The following is a 20,539-nucleotide window of genomic DNA, read 5'->3' as shown; positions in this document are numbered from 1 at the left end:
GATGCCAAGAGTGGCCTGACCCACAGCCTAGTCACCACCGCGGCCAACGAGCATGACCTCAATCAGCTGGGTAATCTGCTGCATGGAGAGGAGCAATTTGTCTCAGCCGATGCCGGCTACCAAGGGGCGCCACAGCGCGAGGAGCTGGCCGAGGTGGATGTGGACTGGCTGATCGCCGAGCGCCCCGGCAAGGTAAGAACCTTGAAACAGCATCCACGCAAGAACAAAACGGCCATCAACATCGAATACATGAAAGCCAGCATCCGGGCCAAGGTGGAGCACCCATTTCGCATCATCAAGCGACAGTTCGGCTTCGTGAAAGCCAGATACAAGGGGTTGCTGAAAAACGATAACCAACTGGCGATGTTATTCACGCTGGCCAACCTGTTTCGGGCGGACCAAATGATACGTCAGTGGGAGAGATCTCACTAAAAACTGGGGATAACGCCTTAAATGGCGAAGAAACGGTCTAAATAGGCTGATTCAAGGCATTTACGGGAGAAAAAATCGGCTCAAACATGAAGAAATGAAATGACTGAGTCAGCCGAGAAGAATTTCCCCACTTATTCGCACCTTCCTTAGCACTCAGAAAAACAAACATTTCATCAATCCCGGATTTCATCAGCGCGCTGGTGACAAAAATTTTCTGCGCACCGGCTTGAATCAGCCAGTTTTCCACGCATGAGATACGTGACGAATCCGCCAAATCAGATTTGGTGACGATCCCGATAACGGGTCTGTTCATTGGGCCGGTAAAACCGGGGGAGAAGGGCGACCACGGCGCATCGGCATTAAGAACCAGCGCGATAATGTCGGCTTCACAGGCGCTTGCCAGCAGCGCGCTATACAGACAGCGGTTCTCCAGATATTCGCCTGGCGTATCGATCGTGCCGGGCGACCAGACAATAGCCTGTGTTTTCTGGTAATGAAGCGCTTCGCCGTTCAGACTCTGTGTAAGAGAGGTTTTCCCGCACTGGCTGGGGCCGATTAACATAATGCGTTTCATGGCGTTATGTCCGGGTAATTGGGCAGGCGGTAAAACGCATCATTTCTCCCAATGTTCTGGTCACCTGATTTAACGCATACTCGACGGCTGAGACATCGCCGGTCAGCACGACGGCCCCGGTGAAACGGTCAAGAAAACCAATCTCGACCGCGCCGGATTTGGTGGCGATATCGCAGGCAATAATCGAGGCTTCGCTGGGCGTAATGGTCAGGATCCCAATAGCGGACACCGCATCCGGCAGACCCAGTTTTTTAAAGAGATCTTTGCCGGGGTTAGCAATCAGATGCGCCAGCGTCACCTGTTTCCCGGGAACATACTCCTGAATCATGCGTTCCGTTGTCGGTTGCTTTTCCATTATCCCTCCACGATCTGTCGCCACATGGCTTCATGCGGACGGGGGATCACGGCGCGGTAAACCAGCAGTCCTTTTTCGCCTGCGCTTTCACTGGCTACCGTAACGGCGTTGTTGACATCGGAGACATCGCCTGCCACCACCATGTAACATTTTCCGCCAATACCGAATGCCATATGGACACGCACCAGCGTCACGTTGGAGGCTTTAACGGCGCGATCGGCGGCACTGATACAGGCTGCTACGCTCCAGGTTTCCACGATCCCTACGGCCTGACGTTGATCAACGCTGTTCAACCCGCTGACCGCAGGCAGCACGCTGGCATGAATATTCGGCAGCACCAGACTATCCACGAGCATGTCTGCGGCCAGCGATGTGCCCGTTTCGATGGCCTGCTGTACCGCACCGACATCGCCGCCCAGCATCAGTAAAAATTTACCCGGACAGATTGTTTTACTGACCAGTAAATTGACGCTGGCGCTTTTCAGCATGGCATCGCCTGCTTCCATTCCTTTAGCGATGCTGGTGAGTTCTAAAATACCTATAGCCTGAGACATGGTTAACCTCTTACAACCGTGATGGCGTGTTCAGTAATGTCGCTGACAATGCCGTCAATACTGGCGTGAACGGGAGCGCCTAACGCGCCAGATGGCATATCGGCGACACACTGTCCACGGACAACGCGTTCACCTTTTTGCACGCAGGGAACGGCGCTGGCGCCAATATGCTGACGCAAGAGTAGCGTCGTTTTGTCTGTTGAAGGGGCGACGTCCGTTAACGGTGCGTCGTGATACCAGTCGCTGAGCCCCAGTTTGGTAATCAATCGCTTAACCGGCACAAGTCGATATTTCGCCATTTCATCGGCGGGATTCAGCGGGCCTTCGTAACGGAGGTTTTGCGCCCGTAGTTCACGTTTCAGCATACGGTTAATGCGCATGGGGGAGATCCCCACCGGGCATGCCACGCTTTCGCAAACGTTGCATTCTGAACACGTCAGCGCGCTAAGCAGGAGTTGCGGTGTCGCGGCCTGTTGATAGTTCACCGCGCGTACCAGCAAATGGGGAGATAACTCATGGCCGATCAAATGCCTGGGGCATAAATCAGTACATAACCGGCATTGCTCGCAAACGGTTCTTGCGACAGACAAAACGGTGCGTTCATCCTGCATTCGCCGCTGAATCAAGGAATGGTTTTTTGGTAACACCAACAGGCCGCCGGTGGTCTTTGTCACCGGTGAATCCAGCGATGTCACCAGGCTTCCCATCATGGGGCCGCCGTTAATCAATCCAGGGTCATCAACGGTGGCGCCGCCTGCAAGCGCTAAAACGTCGCGTAAAGACATACCGACAGGGACGGTGACGGTCAGCGGCCTTGCAACCGCGCCGTTAACGGTAAGAGTGCGGCGCGTTACGGGATACTGTTGTTCTACCGCACGGGCGATATTCAGTACGGTCTGAACATTATTGACCACCACGCCGACGCTCACTGGCAACGCCGCAGGCGGAACGCGTCGGCCTGTCGCCATCCAGATGGTCAGCACTTCGTCCCCGGCCGGGTAGACATCCGGTAAAATATGCAGCCTGATACTGGAAGGTAGCAGGGGGGTTAATGCCTCAATCGCATCGCGGTATTTTTCTTTTAACGCAATAATCCCCTCGCGTGCGCCGGTTGCCTTCATGGCGTACTGCACGCCGCGAATCAGGCGCGCGGGCTGCTGCGCCATTAATTGCTGATCAACCTTGAGCATCGGTTCACATTCAGCAGCATTAACCAAAAAGATCTCAACCTGCGCCTGTAGTTTGACATGGGCGGGGAAACCCGCCCCCCCGGCGCCAACCACGCCCGCAGCACGTACTCGATCGCATATGGTTTGCGCATCATAGCTATCCTGTTCAATGGCGCTGACGGTATTCATGACAACGCCTCAAGAAGTTCCCGGATCGCGCTGGCATTGGCGGTACGTGGGTTGGTTCTTAACGTCACATCAGCCAGCGCCGCCTGAGCCATGACCGGGATTCGTTGTGAATACGCCTGTCGTCCCTCTTTAAGCGCCTGGGCGAATGAAGGGATTGCACACTGTGTTTTGAGCTGCTCAATCTGATGAATCAGCGCATTGAGGCATGACGTCTCGTTTGCGCTGGCGGGGCAGAGTTGACAGGCTTTCGCGAGTCTTGCGTATCGTTTTGCCGCCCGGGGATCGTGGGCGTTAAAGCGGATGACCGATGTCAGCAGCAGTGCATTGGCAAGCCCGTGCGGCAGATGAAACTGGCCGCCTAACTGATGGGCAATAGCATGGTTCAGCCCCAGTCCTGCTTGGCTAAACGCCATTCCCGCCAGCGTTGAGGCGTTGTGCATCTTCCCACGGGTAGCCAGACAATCCCCTTTCCTGACCGCAACGGGCAGATACTGAAAGACGATTTGCGCGGCTTTTTCCGCCAGCGCGTCAGTGAAGTCGCTGGCGTGCGGAGACACATATGCTTCAAGCGCATGCGTCAGGACGTCCATCCCCGTGTTGGCGGTAATATTTGCCGGAACGGTGACAACCAGCGTCGGGTCGAGAATAGCCATATCTGGATACAACGCTTTATTAAATAACGGATATTTAATGCCCTTTTCTGGATCGCTAATGACGCATGCGCTGGTGACTTCGGAACCGGTGCCGCTGGTGGTGGGAATTGCAACACAGGTTTCAATTTCGATGCCGAACTGACGGCTGAACCAGACGATGGCTTTTGCCGCGTCGAGCGCCGATCCTCCGCCAAAGCCGATGACCATATCCGGTCGCAGGGCATGCATTTGCGCAATACCTTGCACTACCGTACCGATGGTAGGGTCCGGGGTGATGTCGCTGAATATGCTGATGCGATTATCCGTTGGAAGGGCGTCGCGCAGCGTATTGATCAGCGGTGATTGCGCCAGAAATCCATCACAGATAATCCAGATATGACGGTTTGTAAAACGCGTCAGCACATCCAGACTTCCTCTGCCACTGTACAATCGGGTTGGTAGTGAAAACGTATTCATAACGACCTCATTAGCGAATTGAAAAGCCGTTGGTCAGTACGCAGCGACGGGAACGGGCAAATGTGCGTGCTGAGGTTGTCCCTTCGCCGGTCGGGGTGGCGATGGTAAAGGTGGTAAACCCTTCGCCGCCAACGCCGATACCGGCATAGGAAGGGCCGTTTTTCACAAAAATAGAGGTCTGTAAGGTGCGCGCCGCCAGATTCAGGCGAGAGACATTCTGCGAGTGCATAATGGCGGTATGGTGCAGGCCTTCTTCAACTTTTAGCGCCAGTGCCAGCGCGCTGTCGAAATTATCAACCTTCACGACGGGTAGCATTGGCATCAACTGTTCGCTGGTTACCCACGGATCGTCGGCACTGACGATACCGATAAGCAAACGCGGCGGTTTTGCGGGAACGGCAATACCGGCGGCTTCCAGCATGGCGGCAGGGCTTTTCCCGACCAGTTTTTTATTCGCGTGACCTTCCGGGAGGCAGACGGCGCGTAATTTATCGATATCCGCAGCGTTTAACAGCAATGCGCCGAAAGCCTGCATTTGCTGAACCAGGCGCTCAGCGACGCTCTCTACGACAATCAGACTTTTTTCTGCGATACAGGGCAGGTTGTAATCGAACGCTGCGCCGTTGATGATATCTTCGGCCGCTTTGACGATATCGGCGGTCTCATCAACGATGCAGGGCGGATTGCCTGCCCCGGCGCCAATGACCTTTTTACCGCTTTTCATTCCCATCGCAACAATGCCGGGGCCGCCAGTAATAGCCAGCACCGCAATATTGGGATGCGCCATCATTTGCTGAGTTGCCTCAAAGGTCGGTTCTGCGACAGTGACGACCAGATTACGGATGCCGCAGCAGCGGAAGGCGATATCTTCGATCATGCCGATCAATTTGAGTGAGACGTTCTTCGCGCCAGGATGCGGGCTGAAATAAACGCTGTTGCCCGCAGCCAGCATACTGATGCTGTTGTTAATAATGGTTTCGGTAGGGTTGGTGCTGGGCGCGACGGAACCAATGACGCCGAACGGTGAATATTCAAACAGCACCATGCCGCCATCGCCGGTGAGGGCCGTGGTTGTCAAATCCTCAATGCCTGGCGTGTTATCCAGCGCGGCTTTGTTTTTAAGAAATTTATCTTCTTTGTTTCCCATCCCCGTTTCCGCTGCGCTCTCCGCCGCCAGCGTGGCAAGATGCGGAGTAAGCTCCTGGCGCAGGGCGCTGATAATGGCGCTGCGCGTTTTGAGCGGACACTGCTGATAACGTAAGAAAGCCTGATGCGCCGCGTCTATCGCTTCGCCGACGGACTGAAAAATACCGTGTCCTTGCGTTTCGGCCTGCGCAGGCGCCAACTGTTCGCTTAAAATATTACGGATGAGGGTTTCCAGTTCAGAAGTATTCATTGATGTGTTCTCACGTTAATTGCCGCTATGGCGGCTTGTGCAATATCCATGTCCTGTTCAACGCTCCCGCCGCTGATGCCAAGACCCCCAATGAGCAGACCATCACGCCATAACGCGAATCCGCCGCCAAAAGTGACGACTTTCCCCTGCATATGGCTTTCCAGACCGTAGAGCGAAGCGCCCGGCTGAACGGCGCAAGCCAGTTCGTGGGTGGCTGTTTTCATGGCGACGGCGGTCCAGGCTTTTTTCGGCGCCAGTTCACTGCTCACCAGCAGAGCGTCCGGCATACGCCAGGTCACGGTTTCGGTGCCGTTGGCATCCACAATGCTGACGACCACAGGAACCTGAAGCGCCTCCGCCCGCGCCACCGCTGAACGAGTTAACTGATGAAGCTCGTGAAAAGAGAGGGCCATAGAGGACTCCTTGACGACAGAGGCCGGGTTTGAGGCCAGGTAGCGCTCAGTGACCTCCCGAATGATGTTGTTCTGATGAGCGTCATGATCTTCGGCGCGCGCCAGCGCATACAAGCAATCAGATAAGCGGTTGATGTAGCGCATCAGGACGTGCCTGACGCTGGCGGTTGCCGACAGCTCGACCAGACGTCTTTCAGCCCGGCGGGCAAGCGTGCGGGCAAAGTGCAGGCGACTCGCGGCTTCGCAACGGCCAGGTAAAATAAAACTGTGTAAAGGCGTAACGCGTCCCATCGCGGTATCAATAGCCGCTTCAAGCGCGGCAATATCTTCCGCGCTGATATAGCGCTGCTCCGGCGACGGCTGCTCGCTTTCGCTGGCGAGTTCGGCGCTAAACCAGAATATCTGCATCTGAATAGATTCGAGCAACGTGCGGTGTTGCGCGCAGGTTGTGGCGCAAACGCATAAACTTAGCGCTGCATTGAGTTCATCCAGCGTGCCGTAGGTTTCGACGCGTGGATGCGTTTTACTGACCCGTTGGCCGGTAAATAAGGCCGTAGTGCCGGAATCTCCTGTTCGGGTATAAATCGCCATCATCCGCTCCTTAATGAGAAAGCGTGTCTACGATGCCGACAATGGCCAGATCGATGGCCTCGTTCGGGCTGGAAAAAACATGTCTGGCGCTGGAGCCGCTGCTGAGTAAAACCAGTTCACCCACGCCAGCGCCGACGGAATCGACGGCAACCTCATCTCCGGTAATAGGCGAGTCGGGAAGCTCTCCATCGGCACTTACCCGACGTACCAGCAAAAGTTTTTTCCCAACCAGAGAGGGCGATTTTTGCGTGGATACCACCGCGCCTGTGACTCGTGCCAGATGCATGGTTCACTCCTGCTTAATAAGTTGAATATTCCGCGCGCTGGCGGCTTCACGGGCCAGAGCGGTGACGACACAGCGACGACGCAGCACCAGTAATTGCCCCGCGAGTAGGGCGACGTCGGCGTAACTCAAAAGAGTGGTCGGATGCAGGCAGATTGTTTGCCCTCGTTCATCGACCAGCCTGATGGGCAGACGCGCCAGCTTTTTCACCGGCAGCGACGGCAACAGGCGATGGTGCAGGGATATCTGTAGACAAATACCTGATGCCAGTGCGTCATGGACTTTCTTCGCTACAGGGTCGTCAGCATCCTGTTCTGCGATATACGTCAGCGAAGGCAGGTCCGCCTGCACAATATGCAGCGCCGCATACTGACAAAACAGCGCGCGGGAATCGGCCTCCCGCAGTTGCGAAATACTGAGCGTGGCCGTGCTTTCCGCCCGACGCTGCAAGCGGGAGATGACCTCCTCAATAATGCGCTGCAACATCTCGCCGTTCATCGCGGTGTAACCAGAGTGGCAAATGCGTCCGGGCTGTCGGCGCCTGCGGCATTGGCTTCGTCTGTGTCGATGTGCATTTCAAGACGCATATCCGCAGAGACGCGAATCGCGACGTTGTCGAAAATCAGCCTGCGCGCATTGCCTTCAATAGCGACAGAGACTTTATCGCCATGCGCAACGCGAAATATCAACGCATCAAGCGGCGACATATGAATGTGGCGTTGGGCGACAATCACGCCGGATGCGAGATCCAGCTCGGCGAAGGGGCTGACAAGACGAATGCCTGGCGTTCCTTTAAGGTCTCCCGACATGCGCAGCGGCGCAGCGATGCCCAATGTTCTGGCATCGGTGCGGGAAATCTCAACCTGGCTGGTACGGCGAAGGGGGCCGAGCAGGCGCACATTCTTTAGCTGACCTTTAGGGCCAATAAGCGTGACGGTCTGGTCGGCCGCATATTGCCCAGGCTGGAGCAGCGCTTTTTTCTCGCTGATTGGCTGACCAGGGAAAAGCCGGGCATAGTCTTCAGCGCTAAGATGGATATGACGGTTGGAAACACCCAGAGGAATAGGGCGCTCACGCATTTCATCCAGCACTTTGCTGACGGTTGTTTCCAGAAGCTGTTTATCCATTACGCTTTACCTCACTTACCTGAATGCAGGCAGAGTGACCGGGGCTCGCCTTTTTGCCGCTTACAGGCAGGGTCAAGACAGAGATTGCAACTGACCATTCCGGCTTCGGGTTCTGCTTCCGGTACTGACTCTTCTACAACAACGACGTCAGGTTCAGATTCAGGTTCTGTTTCAGGTTCCGGGGCTGGCATGGGTGCGGGCGGAATAACCGTCGCGCGGGAAAGAATCCCCTCCCCAGGCCTGGCGATAACTTTATGGGCGATCAGCCCCTGCTGTTGATCGGCAAAACTGGCACCGGTGATGATGGCGGACTGCACGGAGGCCACATCACCGGTGATTTTGATCACCGTCCAGCCAGAACCGTTGGTTCTCTCAAGCCCCACCAGCGTGATGGAAGCGGCTTTCGCCATGACATCCGCGCAACTGATGGCTAATGCCAGACCACTAACTTCAAGTAATCCCAGTGATTGCTTCACGCTGTGCTCCTTGGTTGCGGCCGTTTAGGCTGACTTGGGTAAAATGGCCTCAACGTCGCTGTGCGGACGTGGAATAACGTGGCAAGATTTCACCTCGCCCACGGCGCTTGCTGCGGCGCTTCCCGCATCGACTGCCGCTTTAACCGCGCCAACATCACCGCGAACCATAACGGTGACCAGGCCGGAGCCGATTTTTTCATAGCCCACCAGTTGCACGTTGGCGGACTTCACCATGGCGTCAGCGGCTTCGATAGCGCCGACTAACCCTTTTGTTTCAACCAGTCCCAGTGCGTTGTTCATACTGCGATTCTCCTGTTGCTTAGGTATTCAGATCCCGAAAGGGGATCCCTTTGACTAACCTTGCCGCGTTGTTACCAGCACTTCGCCGGGCATGGCTGTCCTGGTGATACATCAGCGTAAAAAGCGGCGCTGATGCGGGTAAATTCTTGTAATGCACAACCAGCTTTTCTTTGTCGCAGGCTATGCCGACGAGTAGTGGAGACCGACGCGCCGCCTGCCAGGCGCAATGGGTCACGTCACCGTCAGTCTGCGTCTGGATAACAAAGGGGATGCCTTCTTCTTCAATACCGAGAAGCACCTCTTTCCAGACCGCGATACCGTCATTGATGGTCGAAATAACGATAGCCGGGGTACTGGCGTTACTGTCCATGCGCGAACTCCTTATGCCAGGAGAGAATCAGCCCGGTTGCGACTGCATTTCTCGGGCCTTCTGTGCCGCGAATGTTTCCGCGACCGGCCACCAGGCGATAGTGCGCCAGCGCATCGGTGACGAGTTGCGGGATCTCGAAATCCAGAGACGATCCGCCAACCAGCACAACAAAAGGAATGTCACGAATGTTGCCGGTCGGGCTGACCTGGCGCAGCGCGCGCAGGGCGTTAGTGACAAAAACCCGTTCTTTGGCGCTGCGGCGAATAGCGCGTACTTTTTCCAGCGCTAAATCGCCGGGTAATGGAACCAGTTCATCAGGCTTCACCACACATACGCGGGCAAATACGGCTGGCGGCAGCGGGGTGGGGAAAAACTGGACGCTGCCATCTTCGTGACGCAGATGAAAAAGGCTTTCCACCTTCGCGAGCGGATATTTTTTAATCTCTTCTGCCAGATAGCGGTCATCCAGACCCAGTTCACGGGCAATAATCATCGTGACCATATCGCCAGCTCCTGCGAGGTGGGTGGCAATGATCTCCCCTTTGGGATTGATGATGGAGGCATCTGTCGAACCTGCGCCCAAATCGAGAATCGCCAGCGGACGCGTGGTGCCGGGAGTCGTCAACGCGCCTAAAATCGCCGCTTCAGCCTCAGCACCGCCAACCTGAACGTCAACACTCAGCTTTTGTTTGATTTCGCGGGCGATCATCGCCATTTGCAGACGGTCGGATTTCACCATTGAGGCGATGCCCACGGCCTGCTCCAGAGAAAATTCGCCTGCCAGCCCGCCGGTAACGCTCACCGGAACGGAAGTATCGACAGCCAGCAAATCCTGAATGAAGATCTCGTTGCTGGGCTTATTGGTCAGTTCCGCCATGGTCTGGCGTACATGTTCCAGCATGCCGCCAATATTGGTGCCGGCTTCGCCGGTCACGTTGTCCAGCTTGCGGCATTCGCCCACCGCTTTCATGATGGCTTCAGCACCGGCGGCAACATCCACACGGAGCGTGCGTCCCTGAGAAAGCAGTTCCAGATTCCCGGCGGGAATGGCGCGTGCTTTGACATCCCCTGATGGCGTTTTCACGACGACGGCGGAGCGATTGCCAATCAGCGCGCGCGCCATAGGGACGATATTTTTGGTTTCTTCGGCATTAAGGCCGAAAACCGTGGCAATACCGTAAGGGTTAGAGAGCGTTTCAATCACTTTCCCTGGTACGGCAACCTCAATTGCGGCCAGCATGCCCAGCGGAATCCGGTCGATATAGAGCACTTCATCGACGATCGGTAAAGGCTGTTCCAGGCGGTTGCTGACAAGGACGCCGTCGTCTTGCTGCAAAATGACGCCGGTGAGTTGATATCCGGCGCGTACGGAGGCGTTAATCATAGTGGCGACATCGGCGAAATCGAACGCCGATGACACGACCAGGATATAAGGCGTATCCGCCGGGCGGGTTAATAACTCTTGCGGCGTAATGGTCACTCCCACACCCAGACCGACCCCGCCTGGGGTTTTAGGGTTATGGCCGATCATTGTGGACTCGGTAATGATGGTTTCCGTGATGGTTTCCATCGCGACATCGCCAATGACCGGTGTGGCTTCGTTGATGCGGATAAGCGAAATATCGCTGACATTGATGCCTGCGTTTTTTGCCGCAAGCGTAAGCGCCTCCTGAATACCAAACACATTTCGTAATGTGCCTTTAATTCCGGTGGTTTCCGCCAGCGCGCTGCCGGTAATGGTCAGCGCGCCAGCCTCATCCAGCCGCGCCAGCGCGACTTCTGTTGATGAGTTGCCAATATCAATGCCAGCTATGTATCGCATCGTATTTCCCTAAAATTAATCGTCACCTTTGAGTTTTTGACGCTCGACGTATAACGTTGCCGCTTCACGCACGAAAGCTGCGCAAATCTTCGCCTGATAGCGATTTTCCAGATCGTCTGCGATAGCCATCAGCTCTTCTTTCGTCGAGCGGTATGGACGCAGGGCGTTGTAGATCTCAAGGATTCGATCGTCTGGTACGGCGGTCAGTTCCGCTGCGCGCTCAAAGTTCATCGCCAGGCGGTCACGTCCGGCATCTCTGGCGATAGCCGCCTGAATGCGCAGCGTATCCGGCGTGATACGCATATCCTGTGCGGTCACTTTGTCGCTGAGGACGTTTTCCAGCGTGAATTCATCCAGCGTTTTATTGGTGGCGGTTTTTACCCATTCTGGATGTTTATTCGCCAGCGGATAATCCGTCACTTTTGCGGTATGCGTTGATGCGCTTGCTGTGGCCGGAGCAGGTGCGTTGCCCTGCAAGCTGTTCATGCGGCTCAACACGTCCCGAACCATCGATTCAATTGCGTCGGTATTCATGGAGGTATCCTTTGTTAAAGCGCCACGCGCAGTTCCTGCGGGTTTTTGCCCGTCACGACATACTTCGTCTCTTTAATGTGCAGAATGGCGGATTTCGCCTGGTACTTCGGGCGCGCCATTTGGTCATTTAAGGTCGGAACCGGTTGTGGTGACTCACGCTTCGCATAGCGCGCGGCGTTCTTGCCAATCTGACGATACGTTTCCAGCGTCAGCAGCGGTGCCTGAGGGAATAACTCCAGATTGGAGAGCGGCGGCAGCCCTTGCTGATGGATAACGGTAGTGCCTTTTGACTGAATGCCGATTGAAATGCCGGAGCCGCTGAGGCGGTTGCCTTCAACGGCGACGAACGCCACGTCAGAGGATTTAAAGCAGCGGATCACGCGGGCTTTAATGCCTTCTTCTTCAATACCGGCGATCACTTCACGCAGGATATTTTTGTGCGGCAAGCCGACGATATTCACGGTCTGCGACAGGCCAAATGCCGGGCCCACGGCAATGATCACTTCATCCTGCTGCGTACCTTGTCTGGCCTCGCCAATTTCCGTTAGAAAACCGTCGCCTTGCGGTGCTGCGGTTTGCGACGAAGTTGATGCTGTCGGTGCGCGAAAGGAGACGGGCTTATCGCTGGTTTGCATGTCGGACAGCACGTCTTCGATTATCTGGCGCAGCAGCTTTTCATTAATTTCCATTTTTCACCCCTTAGCCAAGTTCGTTGGGATCGAGTGCGCCAGGGATGTTTTTAATCTCTTCCCAGCGTTCGCCTTGCAGGCGATAACCTGTTGCCGGACCGGCATAATCGTTGACGTCATTCACCGCAGAGAGCACCTGCCCGTCGCCGACGATAATGGCGGAGGTATGCAGATAGTCTCCGGTTAACTTGGCTTTCTGGATGTTGAGCATGTCTTGCGCGACGTCGGTGAAACCGCCTTTTGCAAGGGCTTTCACCACTTCCAGACCGTTACGGTTTTTGTTGATGATCTCTTGCGCGAACTTGATGTCTTCGACGATGTTACGTTCAGGCATATCTTTCGAGCCGTGAGCGTAGGTTGCGGCTTCAACCTCTTCATCGGTAATCGGCGGCAGCCCCATTCCGGCAAACACGGCTTGCAGCGCGCGCGCGGCTTTATTACGGATGGCGATAACGTCTTCTTCGCGAACCGGACGCAGACCACCGTCCACTTTCAGGTCACGCTGGATAACGTTGTAGTCGTCGAAGTCCTCCGCATCTTCGTTTGAACCGGCAAACATGTTGTCGTAGTTCGGTACGGCGGAATAACCCGAGGAGATGAAGTCAGTACCCGGCAGGAACTGCATCAGCAGACGCGCGGTACGACGCATATCGGAGTGGGTGAAGGTCTGGTCGTTACTGGAGGCGCATTCCAGATCCAGCGCGGAGCAGATCAGGTTTTCCGCCAGTACGGCGCGAATGCCTGACGGTACGGCGGAAGGAACGCCGATGCAGCTGACAGAACCGTTCTGTAGACCCTGAACGCCTGCGGCTTTGGTGATATAGATACAGCGGGCTTCCAGATAGAGCATTGATTTGCCTTCAGCATAGCCCATCTGTACCTCGGAACCCGACCCCGAGGTAAAGCGCATTTTCAGGCCGCGAGAGGCATAGGAAGAGGCGAGGAAACCTTTTGACCAGGGGGTATCGTCGCCATCGGTAAAGACCGGTTCAGTACCATAGACGGAAATGGTTTCGGCGTAGCAGGTGTGGCCCAGCATACCGAGCTTCAGTTCGGTGGCTTCTTCCAGTGAACACTGCGTTAATACGCCTGGGCGACCGACCTGGGAACCCACCAGCAGAGCGATAGCATTGAACGGGGCGTAGCGCGCAACCGCAACCGTTGTCTCTTGCTCATCAAACCCACGCCACGCGCCTTCTGCGGCATCGGCGGCAATCTGAACCGGGTTGTCTTTCACGTTGGTGACATGCGCCTGCTGAGAAGGCGTGCGGCGGGCGCGCATTTTTTGCATCGCCATCATCATCTCTACCACGTTCATGTGTGAGACGACTTCAACGATTTTTGCTGGCGTCATCGCCGTGGTGAGCGGAACGATGTCGCTGCGTTTGACGTTTGGATCGCACAGCATATTGGCGAGTTTGACCGAGTCCATCGCCATCACTTCTTCCGCGCGCGCCAGGTTAATACCGTAACGGGCGATAAAGTGGTCGATCAGGTCAAATTCGCTGGCGGCTTTGCCGTCCAGCTCGGTGACCGCGCCGTTAACGATTTTAATCGACGGTTTGGGGTCGTTCGGGCTTTCCATCGCAATGAAGCCTTCTTCGATCCACTCCTTAACGAAGCCGTCCTGATTCACAGGGCGTTTCGCCAGTGCTTCAAATCTTTTCGATCTCATGAATCAGCCTCACGGATATCAGATGTAGGACGGACGATCGTTTTTCGGCGTCGCGCCGAGGGTGGACAGAACGGTTTTGCCGATTTCACGGGCTGAAATAACCGCCTGACGTACAGCGCCGGAATCCCCGGAAATCACCAGAATGGCTTCGTTACTGAAGCTGGTGCCGTGTGCCGGAGAGCTGTAAGCCACGACCTCAACATTGGCGGATTTCAGCGCGGTATCCGCCATCAGTACGCCAACGGAGGCGGGGGCGCCGACAATCACGCCGCAGGCGCGGCCAATTGGCGCGCCAAAGGCTTTTTCAAGCGCATAGCTGGCGCGAGCGGTGTATTGCAGCTCGATATGTCCGGCTTCATTGGCGTATACGTCGCCAAACGTCCGGTCGAGTTCTTTCAGCGCAACTTCAATGCCGCGCTTCACGTCCGAAACATCGTTGCCGCCTAAAATAATCAGCGAGCCGTGGCCTGCGCCGCCTTTGGTATCGCGGGGAAGCTCAATGCTGACCACTTCGGTATTGGTCGCTTTTACTGCTTCATCGGCAGCCATAATGTGCGGGCCTGCGCCAGTTCGCGCGCCAAGGATTCCGATGGAGCGGTAGCGCTTTTCCAGCTTCATCGCTTCCAGTAAGGCACTGTCCACATTTGCGATCACCAGACCGACGGTGTCGCCAATCGCGGTGCCGACAAATTCCGTTAAACTGCAACTTTTCTCTGCCATAGCCGTCTCTCGTATTGGGTGGGTTTCTTCAGGAATGGCCGTTTGTTCTGGCGTTGCCACACGGGCAATCACCTGCGCCATGATCTGTTCCACCAGTTCATTGCTGCTCATTGGCTAATTCCCTTCGGTAAGATTTTTTCTACATCGGTATGAGGGCGTGGAATAACGTGTACGGCTTTCACTTCTCCCACGTTGCGTGCGGCAGCGGCGCCCGCATCGGTTGCCGCTTTTACTGCGCCAACGTCACCGCGAACGATGACCGTTACCAGCCCGGAGCCAATTTTTTCATAGCCGACTAACATCACATTGGCTGACTTCACCATTGCGTCTGCGGCCTCTATGGCTGCGGTTAAGCCTTTGGTTTCTACCATTCCTAATGCTTCTTGTTGCATAAAGACCTCGCCTGGGTTGTCCCGATGTTGATGACTATAAAAAGAAGCGAGGAAAAAGAATGGCTGACTTTAAAAAGAGAATGAAAAAATAATGGGTGCTCAATAGCATTAAATTGCTGTGATTTTTTATAACTCGTTGAATTTAAAGGTTAGATGTGTTGTTTTTGATATGATTATTTCGTTTTCGCTATTCCATTTTTACATTTTGCAGGATGACAAAATAAATAACTTTTGCTACGCGAAAAATGGAATTGTGATATTTGTTTGAAAACGAATATCTGGTGATCGCAATTTTTTATTATTCCTAATCTGGCATTTTATTCGTTAGAGTACGCTCCATGATTGCCCTGGAGAATAAACAGAGAGCAATATTTTGCTATAGCAACACGATTTTTCGGGGCAGGTTAACGGCAGATTGCCAACAATTTACAGGTGCCGCTTTTTATAGTGATGCTCGTTGTACTCTACTGCCAGTACGGCGTTGTGCTGGTAAAGACACGAACTCTGCTTAGAAGGTGTCACAATGAACGATTCACTAAAAGCACAATGTATTGCCGAGTTTTTGGGCACCGGGCTGTTTTTGTTCTTTGGTATCGGTTGCCTGAGTGCATTAAAGGTTGCGGGTGCGAGTCTGGGATTATGGGAGATCTGCATCATTTGGGGGCTTGGGATCTCGCTTGCCGTTTATCTCACGGCCGGGATATCGGGCGCGCACCTGAACCCGGCGATTACCATTGCGCTGTGGTTGTTTGCTTGTTTCCCTGGGCGAAAGGTCTTGCCTTATTCCATCGCTCAGGTTGCCGGAGCGTTCGGCGGCGCGCTGTTGGCCTATCTGCTCTACGGTAGCTTATTTACCGAGTTTGAAGCGGCGAACCATATGGTGCGCGGCAGCGTGGAGAGTCTGCAACTTGCCAGTATTTTCAGTACCTACCCGGCAGCCGCGCTGAGCGTATGGCAGGCGGCGCTGGTCGAAGTGGTCATTACCTCGATTCTGATGGGGATGATCATGGCGCTGACCGATGATGGCAATGGGGTTCCTAAAGGGCCGCTGGCGCCTTTGCTTATCGGTATTTTGGTTGCCGTTATCGGGGCGTCTACCGGGCCGCTTACGGGGTTTGCGATGAATCCGGCGCGTGATTTTGGTCCAAAATTATTCGCGTGGTTTGCCGGTTGGGGAGACATTGCCATGACCGGTGGGCGCGATATTCCTTATTTTATTGTGCCGATTATTGCGCCGATTGTCGGAGCTTGCGCCGGAGCTGCGGTTTATCGCTACCTGATTGGTAAAAATTTACCGTGCAATACCTGTAAGCTGGAGGAAAATGGACGTTAACACGACGGGATGTATGTATTTTTGAAACACGTAAAATCATTTCGTGATCTGGTTTCACGAACTGGTCAAAACGTCTCCCACGGATGGGAGACTTTTGTTATTGTCCCTTATACTTTTTTATCACTAATACAGTATGGTGATGATGAAAGGTAAATGTGAAATAAATGTTCTATTTGCAACAATAAATTAACTGAGGGGTTTTATCATGATTTCTGCGAGTGCCCTGAACTCAGAACTCATTAATAAAATCGCACAGGATTTTGCACAAGCCACCAGTCTGGCGGTCGTGGTTGTCAATATTCACGGTGATGAAATTTCTGAGTTATTCAATTTCACGCCTTTTTGTCAGCTAATGCGTCAACATCCTCAACACAGTATTCGTTGCCGTATGAGCGATCGCTGCGGGGGGCTGGAAGCGTCAAAATCAGATCAGCCCTGTATTTATCGTTGCCATGCCGGGCTAACCGATTTCTCCATTCCTTTGGTGATTGCCGGTCATCTGGTGGGGTTTGTGTTATGCGGTCAGGTACGTTTGAGCGATGATGTCGGACTGGTTGATATTCTTAATGTCGATGATCGCTGGCAGGCCGATCCTGAACTGTTGAATGAGTTCCGAAACGTCCCCGAAATGGACTACGCGCGGGTGATAGCCTCTGCGGATCTGCTGAAGCTGATTGTGGAAAATTGCCTTAAAAAACAACTTAATTTTGTTGTTATTAAAGACAATCCGCCGCAAGCGGAACCTGCTCGTTCGCAACGTGGGCCCAATCCCCACGACAGCAAAATGAAGAAAGCGTTACGCTACATTGATGCGCATTTATCGGACGATCTTCGCCTTGAGGATGTCGCTTCTCACGTCTACCTCAGCCCGTACTACTTTAGTAAGTTATTCAAGAAATATCAGGGAATCGGTTTTAATGCCTGGGTAAACCAACAGCGCATGGCCAGCGCCAGAGAACTGCTTTGTCACAGTGACTGGAGTATCGCCAGCATTGCACGTAATTTAGGCTTTTCTCAAACCAGTTATTTTTGCAAAGTGTTCCGTCAGACCTACCAGATCACGCCACAGGCTTTCCGTCAGCAAATAAATGATAATTCGTCCGCCGAGTCCGCATAAATAGCAATATTTTGCTATTGCCGATTTTTGATATCGTATTGTATGTCAGTCATTATAAAATGAAAAAAACTATAGCAGAGCAATAAATTGTCATAGCGCAACAAAATAATGTTATCTGAAGGATAAACTGAGCCAGTTTTTATTTTTGTGATGAGATACAGTGTCATTATGAATAGGTTTCATTATTCTTTTGCGCAGTGTTTCATTCAAAACAGGCGTCATTACACCATTGCGTTGGCATAATGGCGCGTAACAGGTAATTAAAATTTAATTGTCGTTATGAGCGAGAAAGTGATGCTCATAACATCAGCCGACAGGTTTGGCACATTTGTGTCAGGGAAGGGGGTGAGAATCCCCCGCAGCCCCCGCTGCTGTGATGCTGACGACCCCGTAAGACCACTGATCGCAAGATTGGGAAGGACGGGCGAGGAGGACGCTAAGCCAGAAGACCTGCCTGTCGGTATTTACCAACAACTTCGGTGGGAAGTGGGTTGCTCAGTAGCGTACAGTCGAAAGACTGGGGTAATACGCAGCTAAACAATACCTCTACCACCCTGAACAGGATCAGGGTATGGCGGCAAAGCTTCACGCATTTATTCTCGCAGGAACCGGAAGCGGCTGTGGTAAAACCACCGTCACGCTTGGTCTGCTGAGTCTGCTGAAAAGACGTGGAATGCGTGTTCAGCCATGCAAAGTCGGCCCTGATTATCTCGATACTGGCTGGCATACGGCAGTATGCGGCAGTGCGTCCCGTAACCTCGACAGCTTTATGCTCCCGGAGCCCGTGCTTAACGCGCTGTTTTGTGAACACATGCAGCAGGCGGACGTCGCAGTGATCGAAGGCGTGATGGGACTCTATGACGGCTATGGCACCGACCCGAACTACTGTAGTACGGCGGCGATGGCGAAACAGCTGGGCTGCCCCGTGATTTTGCTGGTGGACGGTAAAGCCGTTTCTACCTCCATTGCCGCGACGGTAATGGGATTTCAGCACTTTGATCCTGACCTCAATATCGCTGGCGTGATTGTTAATCGCGTTAATAGCGAAACTCACTACCAACTCCTGAAAACGGCGATTGAACGCTATTGTTCGCTACCGGTGCTTGGCTATGTTCCCGGAGTGGAAGGCGTGGCGTTGCCGGAGCGTCATCTGGGGCTGATTACCGCGCGTGAGTCCATCGTTAATCAACAGCTGTGGCAGGATTTTGCCGATACGCTTGAACGAACGCTGGACATTGATGCGCTTCTTTCCCTGAGTCAGCTAACCGCGCTGCCTGCTGGCGAGTGGCCAGCGTTACCCGACCCGCAGGCGGGAAAAGGACTTACCGTTGCTATCGCGGATGACGAAGCGTTTAACTTTTACTATCCCGATAACATCAAACTGCTGGAACGTACCGGCGTAACGATGACGCGTTTCAGTCCACTGCATGACAGCACGCTGCCGGAATGCCAGATGATCTGGCTGGGAGGCGGATACCCCGAGCTACACGCCGCCGCGTTGGCGGCGAACACCCCAATGCTGGTGCAAATGCGCGCCGCCCATCAGCGCGGCGTGGCGATTTACGCAGAGTGCGGCGGGCTGATGTACCTCGGCAGTACCCTGGAGGACGCCAGTGGAGAGATTCATCGGATGGTGGATGTGATTCCGGGGCACAGCAAAATGGGGAAACGGTTGACCCGCTTCGGCTACTGCGAAGCGCAGGCCAGAGAGCAAACGCTGCTGGCGGCAGCAGGCGAAGTGCTGCGTGGACATGAGTTCCACTATTCTGATTTTCTCCCGGAAAACCCGGCGGTGATGGCGTGCCGTAAAGTCCGCGATGGTAAGACATTGCAGGAATGGTCTGGCGGCTGGCAGGTGGGAAATACCTTTGCAAGCTACCTTCACGTTCATTTCGCACAACGTCCTGCAATGCTGAACCACTGGCTGGCGGCAGGAAGGGAGGCGCTATGACCGTGCTTGCGTGGTGTATCGCCTGGCTTCTTGATTTCGTTATTGGCGATCCGCAGAACTGGCCGCATCCGGTACGCTGGATTGGCAATTTAATTTCAGCAACTCAACGTGTTGTGCGGCGTTACTGCCATAGCGACAGATCGCTGCGCATTGGCGGAGCGGTGATGTGGCTGGTGGTGGTCGGCGTGACGTGGGCGGTTTCCTGGGGCGTGCTGGCGCTGGCGAGCGCGATCCATCCCTGGTTTGGCTGGCTGGTAGAGATCTGGATGATTTTTACCGTGCTGGCTGGCCGCTGTCTTGCGAATGCTGCCCGCGATGTTGAACGCCCGCTGCGGGCGGGCGATTTAGCTGAAAGCCGCGAGAAGCTGTCATGGATTGTCGGACGGGATACCTCACAGTTACAGCCTGAACAGGTTAATCGTGCCGTGGTGGAAACGGTCGCTGAGAACACCGTAGACGGCATCATCGCCCCGCTTTTTTTCCTCTTTTTGGGCGGCGCGCCGCTAGCAATGGCGTACAAAGCCGTAAATACCCTCGATTCAATGGTTGGCTATAAACACGAAAAATATCGCGCCATTGGTATGGTCAGCGCCCGTCTGGATGATATTGCGAACGTTATCCCGGCGCGTCTGAGCTGGCTGCTGCTGAGCATTGCCGCGACGTTGTGTCGTTACGACGGCTATCGCGCCCTGCATATCGGCTGGCGGGATCGCTACAACCACAGCAGTCCTAACTGCGCGTGGTCAGAAGCCTCTGTTGCTGGTGCGCTGGGTATTCGTCTTGGCGGCCCGAATGACTACTTTGGCGAGCGTGTTGAAAAACCCTGGATAGGCGACGCGCAGCGCGGCATTTCAGTAGATGACATTTCCCGAACGATTCGATTGATGTGGGTAGCCTCGACCCTGGCACTGGCGCTGTTTATCGCCGTACGGTGCCTGCTGGTTGGCGCAGCCTGAGGATAACAGACG

The 20,539-nt window shown here is 54.3% G+C and carries 22 protein-coding genes, 2 pseudogenes and 1 riboswitch; of the genes and pseudogenes, 5 read left to right on the top strand and 19 right to left on the bottom strand.

Annotation, left to right across the window (positions count from 1 at the left end):
- A pseudogene (locus OGV50_RS02090) lies at positions 1-432 on the top strand (IS5-like element IS5 family transposase); the annotation flags it as partial.
- A 142-nt stretch (positions 433-574) separates the two neighbouring features.
- On the opposite strand, the pseudogene pduV reads toward OGV50_RS02090, so the two are convergent.
- The 19 genes and pseudogenes from pduV to pduA form a co-directional block, all read right to left on the bottom strand.
- Positions 575-1,006: pseudogene (gene pduV / locus OGV50_RS02085) on the bottom strand (propanediol utilization protein PduV); the annotation flags it as partial.
- Positions 1,007-1,010: 4 nt separating this feature from the next.
- Positions 1,011-1,361 carry a propanediol utilization microcompartment protein PduU gene (gene pduU, locus OGV50_RS02080; protein WP_047462685.1) on the bottom strand — a complete coding sequence of 117 codons (351 nt, stop codon included), beginning with the start codon at positions 1,359-1,361 and terminating at the stop codon, positions 1,011-1,013.
- Positions 1,361-1,915, bottom strand: coding sequence for a propanediol utilization microcompartment protein PduT (gene pduT / locus OGV50_RS02075; RefSeq protein ID WP_012131757.1), 555 nt, complete (start codon positions 1,913-1,915; stop codon positions 1,361-1,363). Before pduT ends, pduU begins: the two co-directional genes overlap by 1 nt.
- A 2-nt stretch (positions 1,916-1,917) precedes the next feature.
- The gene (locus tag OGV50_RS02070) at positions 1,918-3,273 is read right to left on the bottom strand and encodes a 4Fe-4S dicluster domain-containing protein (protein WP_153258845.1); all 1,356 of its coding nucleotides are present in this window, start codon (positions 3,271-3,273) and stop codon (positions 1,918-1,920) included.
- Positions 3,270-4,382 (bottom strand): 1-propanol dehydrogenase PduQ, encoded by a 1,113-nt coding sequence (locus tag OGV50_RS02065; RefSeq protein ID WP_200090794.1) that lies wholly within the window; start codon positions 4,380-4,382, stop codon positions 3,270-3,272. The genes OGV50_RS02070 and OGV50_RS02065 overlap by 4 nt, the downstream gene beginning before the upstream one ends.
- A gap of 10 nt (positions 4,383-4,392) precedes the next feature.
- Positions 4,393-5,778 (bottom strand): CoA-acylating propionaldehyde dehydrogenase PduP, encoded by a 1,386-nt coding sequence (gene pduP, locus OGV50_RS02060; RefSeq protein ID WP_012131760.1) that lies wholly within the window; start codon positions 5,776-5,778, stop codon positions 4,393-4,395.
- Positions 5,775-6,782, bottom strand: coding sequence for a two-domain cob(I)yrinic acid a,c-diamide adenosyltransferase PduO (gene pduO, locus OGV50_RS02055; RefSeq protein WP_200090793.1), 1,008 nt, complete (start codon positions 6,780-6,782; stop codon positions 5,775-5,777). Before pduO ends, pduP begins: the two co-directional genes overlap by 4 nt.
- Before the next feature lie 10 nt (positions 6,783-6,792).
- A complete protein-coding gene (locus tag OGV50_RS02050) occupies positions 6,793-7,068 on the bottom strand; it encodes a EutN/CcmL family microcompartment protein (RefSeq protein ID WP_012131762.1) in 276 nt (91 codons plus the stop codon).
- 3 nt (positions 7,069-7,071) lie between these two features.
- Positions 7,072-7,563: a microcompartment protein PduM gene (gene pduM / locus OGV50_RS02045; protein WP_200090792.1), complete on the bottom strand. Its 492-nt coding sequence runs from the start codon at positions 7,561-7,563 to the stop codon at positions 7,072-7,074.
- Positions 7,560-8,192, bottom strand: a complete 633-nt coding sequence (locus OGV50_RS02040) for a phosphate propanoyltransferase (protein WP_012131764.1) — start codon at positions 8,190-8,192, stop codon at positions 7,560-7,562. Before OGV50_RS02040 ends, pduM begins: the two co-directional genes overlap by 4 nt.
- Positions 8,193-8,203: 11 nt before the next feature.
- A complete protein-coding gene (locus OGV50_RS02035) occupies positions 8,204-8,668 on the bottom strand; it encodes a BMC domain-containing protein (protein ID WP_047462701.1) in 465 nt (154 codons plus the stop codon).
- Positions 8,669-8,692: 24 nt separating this feature from the next.
- Positions 8,693-8,968, bottom strand: a complete 276-nt coding sequence (gene pduJ / locus OGV50_RS02030; protein ID WP_004853788.1) for a propanediol utilization microcompartment protein PduJ — start codon at positions 8,966-8,968, stop codon at positions 8,693-8,695.
- Positions 8,969-8,987: 19 nt separating this feature from the next.
- Complete coding sequence (locus OGV50_RS02025; protein WP_047462708.1) at positions 8,988-9,338, bottom strand: glycerol dehydratase reactivase beta/small subunit family protein; 351 nt, start codon at positions 9,336-9,338, stop codon at positions 8,988-8,990.
- On the bottom strand, positions 9,328-11,160 hold the full coding sequence (locus OGV50_RS02020; protein ID WP_012131767.1) for a diol dehydratase reactivase subunit alpha: 1,833 nt from the start codon (positions 11,158-11,160) through the stop codon (positions 9,328-9,330). Before OGV50_RS02020 ends, OGV50_RS02025 begins: the two co-directional genes overlap by 11 nt.
- A 15-nt stretch (positions 11,161-11,175) precedes the next feature.
- Positions 11,176-11,694 carry a propanediol dehydratase small subunit PduE gene (gene pduE, locus OGV50_RS02015; protein ID WP_200090791.1) on the bottom strand — a complete coding sequence of 173 codons (519 nt, stop codon included), beginning with the start codon at positions 11,692-11,694 and terminating at the stop codon, positions 11,176-11,178.
- Positions 11,695-11,708: 14 nt separating this feature from the next.
- Positions 11,709-12,383, bottom strand: a complete 675-nt coding sequence (pduD, locus tag OGV50_RS02010; RefSeq protein WP_130029161.1) for a propanediol dehydratase medium subunit PduD — start codon at positions 12,381-12,383, stop codon at positions 11,709-11,711.
- Positions 12,384-12,393: 10 nt separating this feature from the next.
- Positions 12,394-14,058, bottom strand: coding sequence for a propanediol dehydratase large subunit PduC (gene pduC, locus OGV50_RS02005; protein ID WP_047462720.1), 1,665 nt, complete (start codon positions 14,056-14,058; stop codon positions 12,394-12,396).
- 18 nt (positions 14,059-14,076) lie between these two features.
- A complete protein-coding gene (pduB, locus tag OGV50_RS02000) occupies positions 14,077-14,889 on the bottom strand; it encodes a propanediol utilization microcompartment protein PduB (RefSeq protein WP_012131771.1) in 813 nt (270 codons plus the stop codon).
- The gene (gene pduA / locus OGV50_RS01995; protein ID WP_001183618.1) at positions 14,886-15,170 is read right to left on the bottom strand and encodes a propanediol utilization microcompartment protein PduA; all 285 of its coding nucleotides are present in this window, start codon (positions 15,168-15,170) and stop codon (positions 14,886-14,888) included. Before pduA ends, pduB begins: the two co-directional genes overlap by 4 nt.
- A 523-nt stretch (positions 15,171-15,693) precedes the next feature.
- Between pduA and pduF the strand changes: the two genes are divergently transcribed.
- The 4 genes from pduF (at position 15,694) to cbiB (ending at position 20,527) form a co-directional block, all read left to right on the top strand.
- The gene (pduF, locus tag OGV50_RS01990; RefSeq protein ID WP_012131772.1) at positions 15,694-16,503 is read left to right on the top strand and encodes a propanediol diffusion facilitator PduF; all 810 of its coding nucleotides are present in this window, start codon (positions 15,694-15,696) and stop codon (positions 16,501-16,503) included.
- Between the two features lie 205 nt (positions 16,504-16,708).
- Positions 16,709-17,620 carry a transcriptional regulator PocR gene (pocR, locus tag OGV50_RS01985; protein WP_012131773.1) on the top strand — a complete coding sequence of 304 codons (912 nt, stop codon included), beginning with the start codon at positions 16,709-16,711 and terminating at the stop codon, positions 17,618-17,620.
- A gap of 298 nt (positions 17,621-17,918) precedes the next feature.
- Positions 17,919-18,092, top strand: a riboswitch (cobalamin riboswitch).
- A gap of 99 nt (positions 18,093-18,191) precedes the next feature.
- Positions 18,192-19,571: a cobyrinic acid a,c-diamide synthase CobB gene (locus OGV50_RS01980; protein WP_200075652.1), complete on the top strand. Its 1,380-nt coding sequence runs from the start codon at positions 18,192-18,194 to the stop codon at positions 19,569-19,571.
- Entirely contained in the window at positions 19,568-20,527 is a 960-nt protein-coding gene (gene cbiB / locus OGV50_RS01975; RefSeq protein ID WP_047462732.1) for an adenosylcobinamide-phosphate synthase CbiB, read from the top strand. The genes OGV50_RS01980 and cbiB overlap by 4 nt, the downstream gene beginning before the upstream one ends.
- The last annotated feature ends 12 nt before the right edge of the window (positions 20,528-20,539 follow it).

The sequence above is a fragment of the Citrobacter sp. CK180 genome (genome assembly GCF_030333655.1).
GTDB classification, from domain to species: Bacteria; Pseudomonadota; Gammaproteobacteria; order Enterobacterales; family Enterobacteriaceae; genus Citrobacter_B; species Citrobacter_B koseri.
This window is presented reverse-complemented; position numbering and strand designations above follow the sequence as displayed.

What these genes read in the sequence shown, in the direction of transcription:
- pduU (WP_047462685.1), bottom strand. Translation starts at nt 1,361, where the DNA reads ATGGAAAAGCAACCGACAACGGAACGCATGATTCAGGAGTATGTTCCC.
- pduT (WP_012131757.1), bottom strand. Translation starts at nt 1,915, where the DNA reads ATGTCTCAGGCTATAGGTATTTTAGAACTCACCAGCATCGCTAAAGGA.
- OGV50_RS02070 (WP_153258845.1), bottom strand. Translation starts at nt 3,273, where the DNA reads ATGAATACCGTCAGCGCCATTGAACAGGATAGCTATGATGCGCAAACC.
- OGV50_RS02065 (WP_200090794.1), bottom strand. Translation starts at nt 4,382, where the DNA reads ATGAATACGTTTTCACTACCAACCCGATTGTACAGTGGCAGAGGAAGT.
- pduP (WP_012131760.1), bottom strand. Translation starts at nt 5,778, where the DNA reads ATGAATACTTCTGAACTGGAAACCCTCATCCGTAATATTTTAAGCGAA.
- pduO (WP_200090793.1), bottom strand. Translation starts at nt 6,782, where the DNA reads ATGGCGATTTATACCCGAACAGGAGATTCCGGCACTACGGCCTTATTT.
- OGV50_RS02050 (WP_012131762.1), bottom strand. Translation starts at nt 7,068, where the DNA reads ATGCATCTGGCACGAGTCACAGGCGCGGTGGTATCCACGCAAAAATCG.
- pduM (WP_200090792.1), bottom strand. Translation starts at nt 7,563, where the DNA reads ATGAACGGCGAGATGTTGCAGCGCATTATTGAGGAGGTCATCTCCCGC.
- OGV50_RS02040 (WP_012131764.1), bottom strand. Translation starts at nt 8,192, where the DNA reads ATGGATAAACAGCTTCTGGAAACAACCGTCAGCAAAGTGCTGGATGAA.
- pduJ (WP_004853788.1), bottom strand. Translation starts at nt 8,968, where the DNA reads ATGAACAACGCACTGGGACTGGTTGAAACAAAAGGGTTAGTCGGCGCT.
- OGV50_RS02025 (WP_047462708.1), bottom strand. Translation starts at nt 9,338, where the DNA reads ATGGACAGTAACGCCAGTACCCCGGCTATCGTTATTTCGACCATCAAT.
- OGV50_RS02020 (WP_012131767.1), bottom strand. Translation starts at nt 11,160, where the DNA reads ATGCGATACATAGCTGGCATTGATATTGGCAACTCATCAACAGAAGTC.
- pduE (WP_200090791.1), bottom strand. Translation starts at nt 11,694, where the DNA reads ATGAATACCGACGCAATTGAATCGATGGTTCGGGACGTGTTGAGCCGC.
- pduD (WP_130029161.1), bottom strand. Translation starts at nt 12,383, where the DNA reads ATGGAAATTAATGAAAAGCTGCTGCGCCAGATAATCGAAGACGTGCTG.
- pduC (WP_047462720.1), bottom strand. Translation starts at nt 14,058, where the DNA reads ATGAGATCGAAAAGATTTGAAGCACTGGCGAAACGCCCTGTGAATCAG.
- pduB (WP_012131771.1), bottom strand. Translation starts at nt 14,889, where the DNA reads ATGAGCAGCAATGAACTGGTGGAACAGATCATGGCGCAGGTGATTGCC.
- pduA (WP_001183618.1), bottom strand. Translation starts at nt 15,170, where the DNA reads ATGCAACAAGAAGCATTAGGAATGGTAGAAACCAAAGGCTTAACCGCA.
- pduF (WP_012131772.1), top strand. Translation starts at nt 15,694, where the DNA reads ATGAACGATTCACTAAAAGCACAATGTATTGCCGAGTTTTTGGGCACC.
- pocR (WP_012131773.1), top strand. Translation starts at nt 16,709, where the DNA reads ATGATTTCTGCGAGTGCCCTGAACTCAGAACTCATTAATAAAATCGCA.
- OGV50_RS01980 (WP_200075652.1), top strand. Translation starts at nt 18,192, where the DNA reads ATGGCGGCAAAGCTTCACGCATTTATTCTCGCAGGAACCGGAAGCGGC.
- cbiB (WP_047462732.1), top strand. Translation starts at nt 19,568, where the DNA reads ATGACCGTGCTTGCGTGGTGTATCGCCTGGCTTCTTGATTTCGTTATT.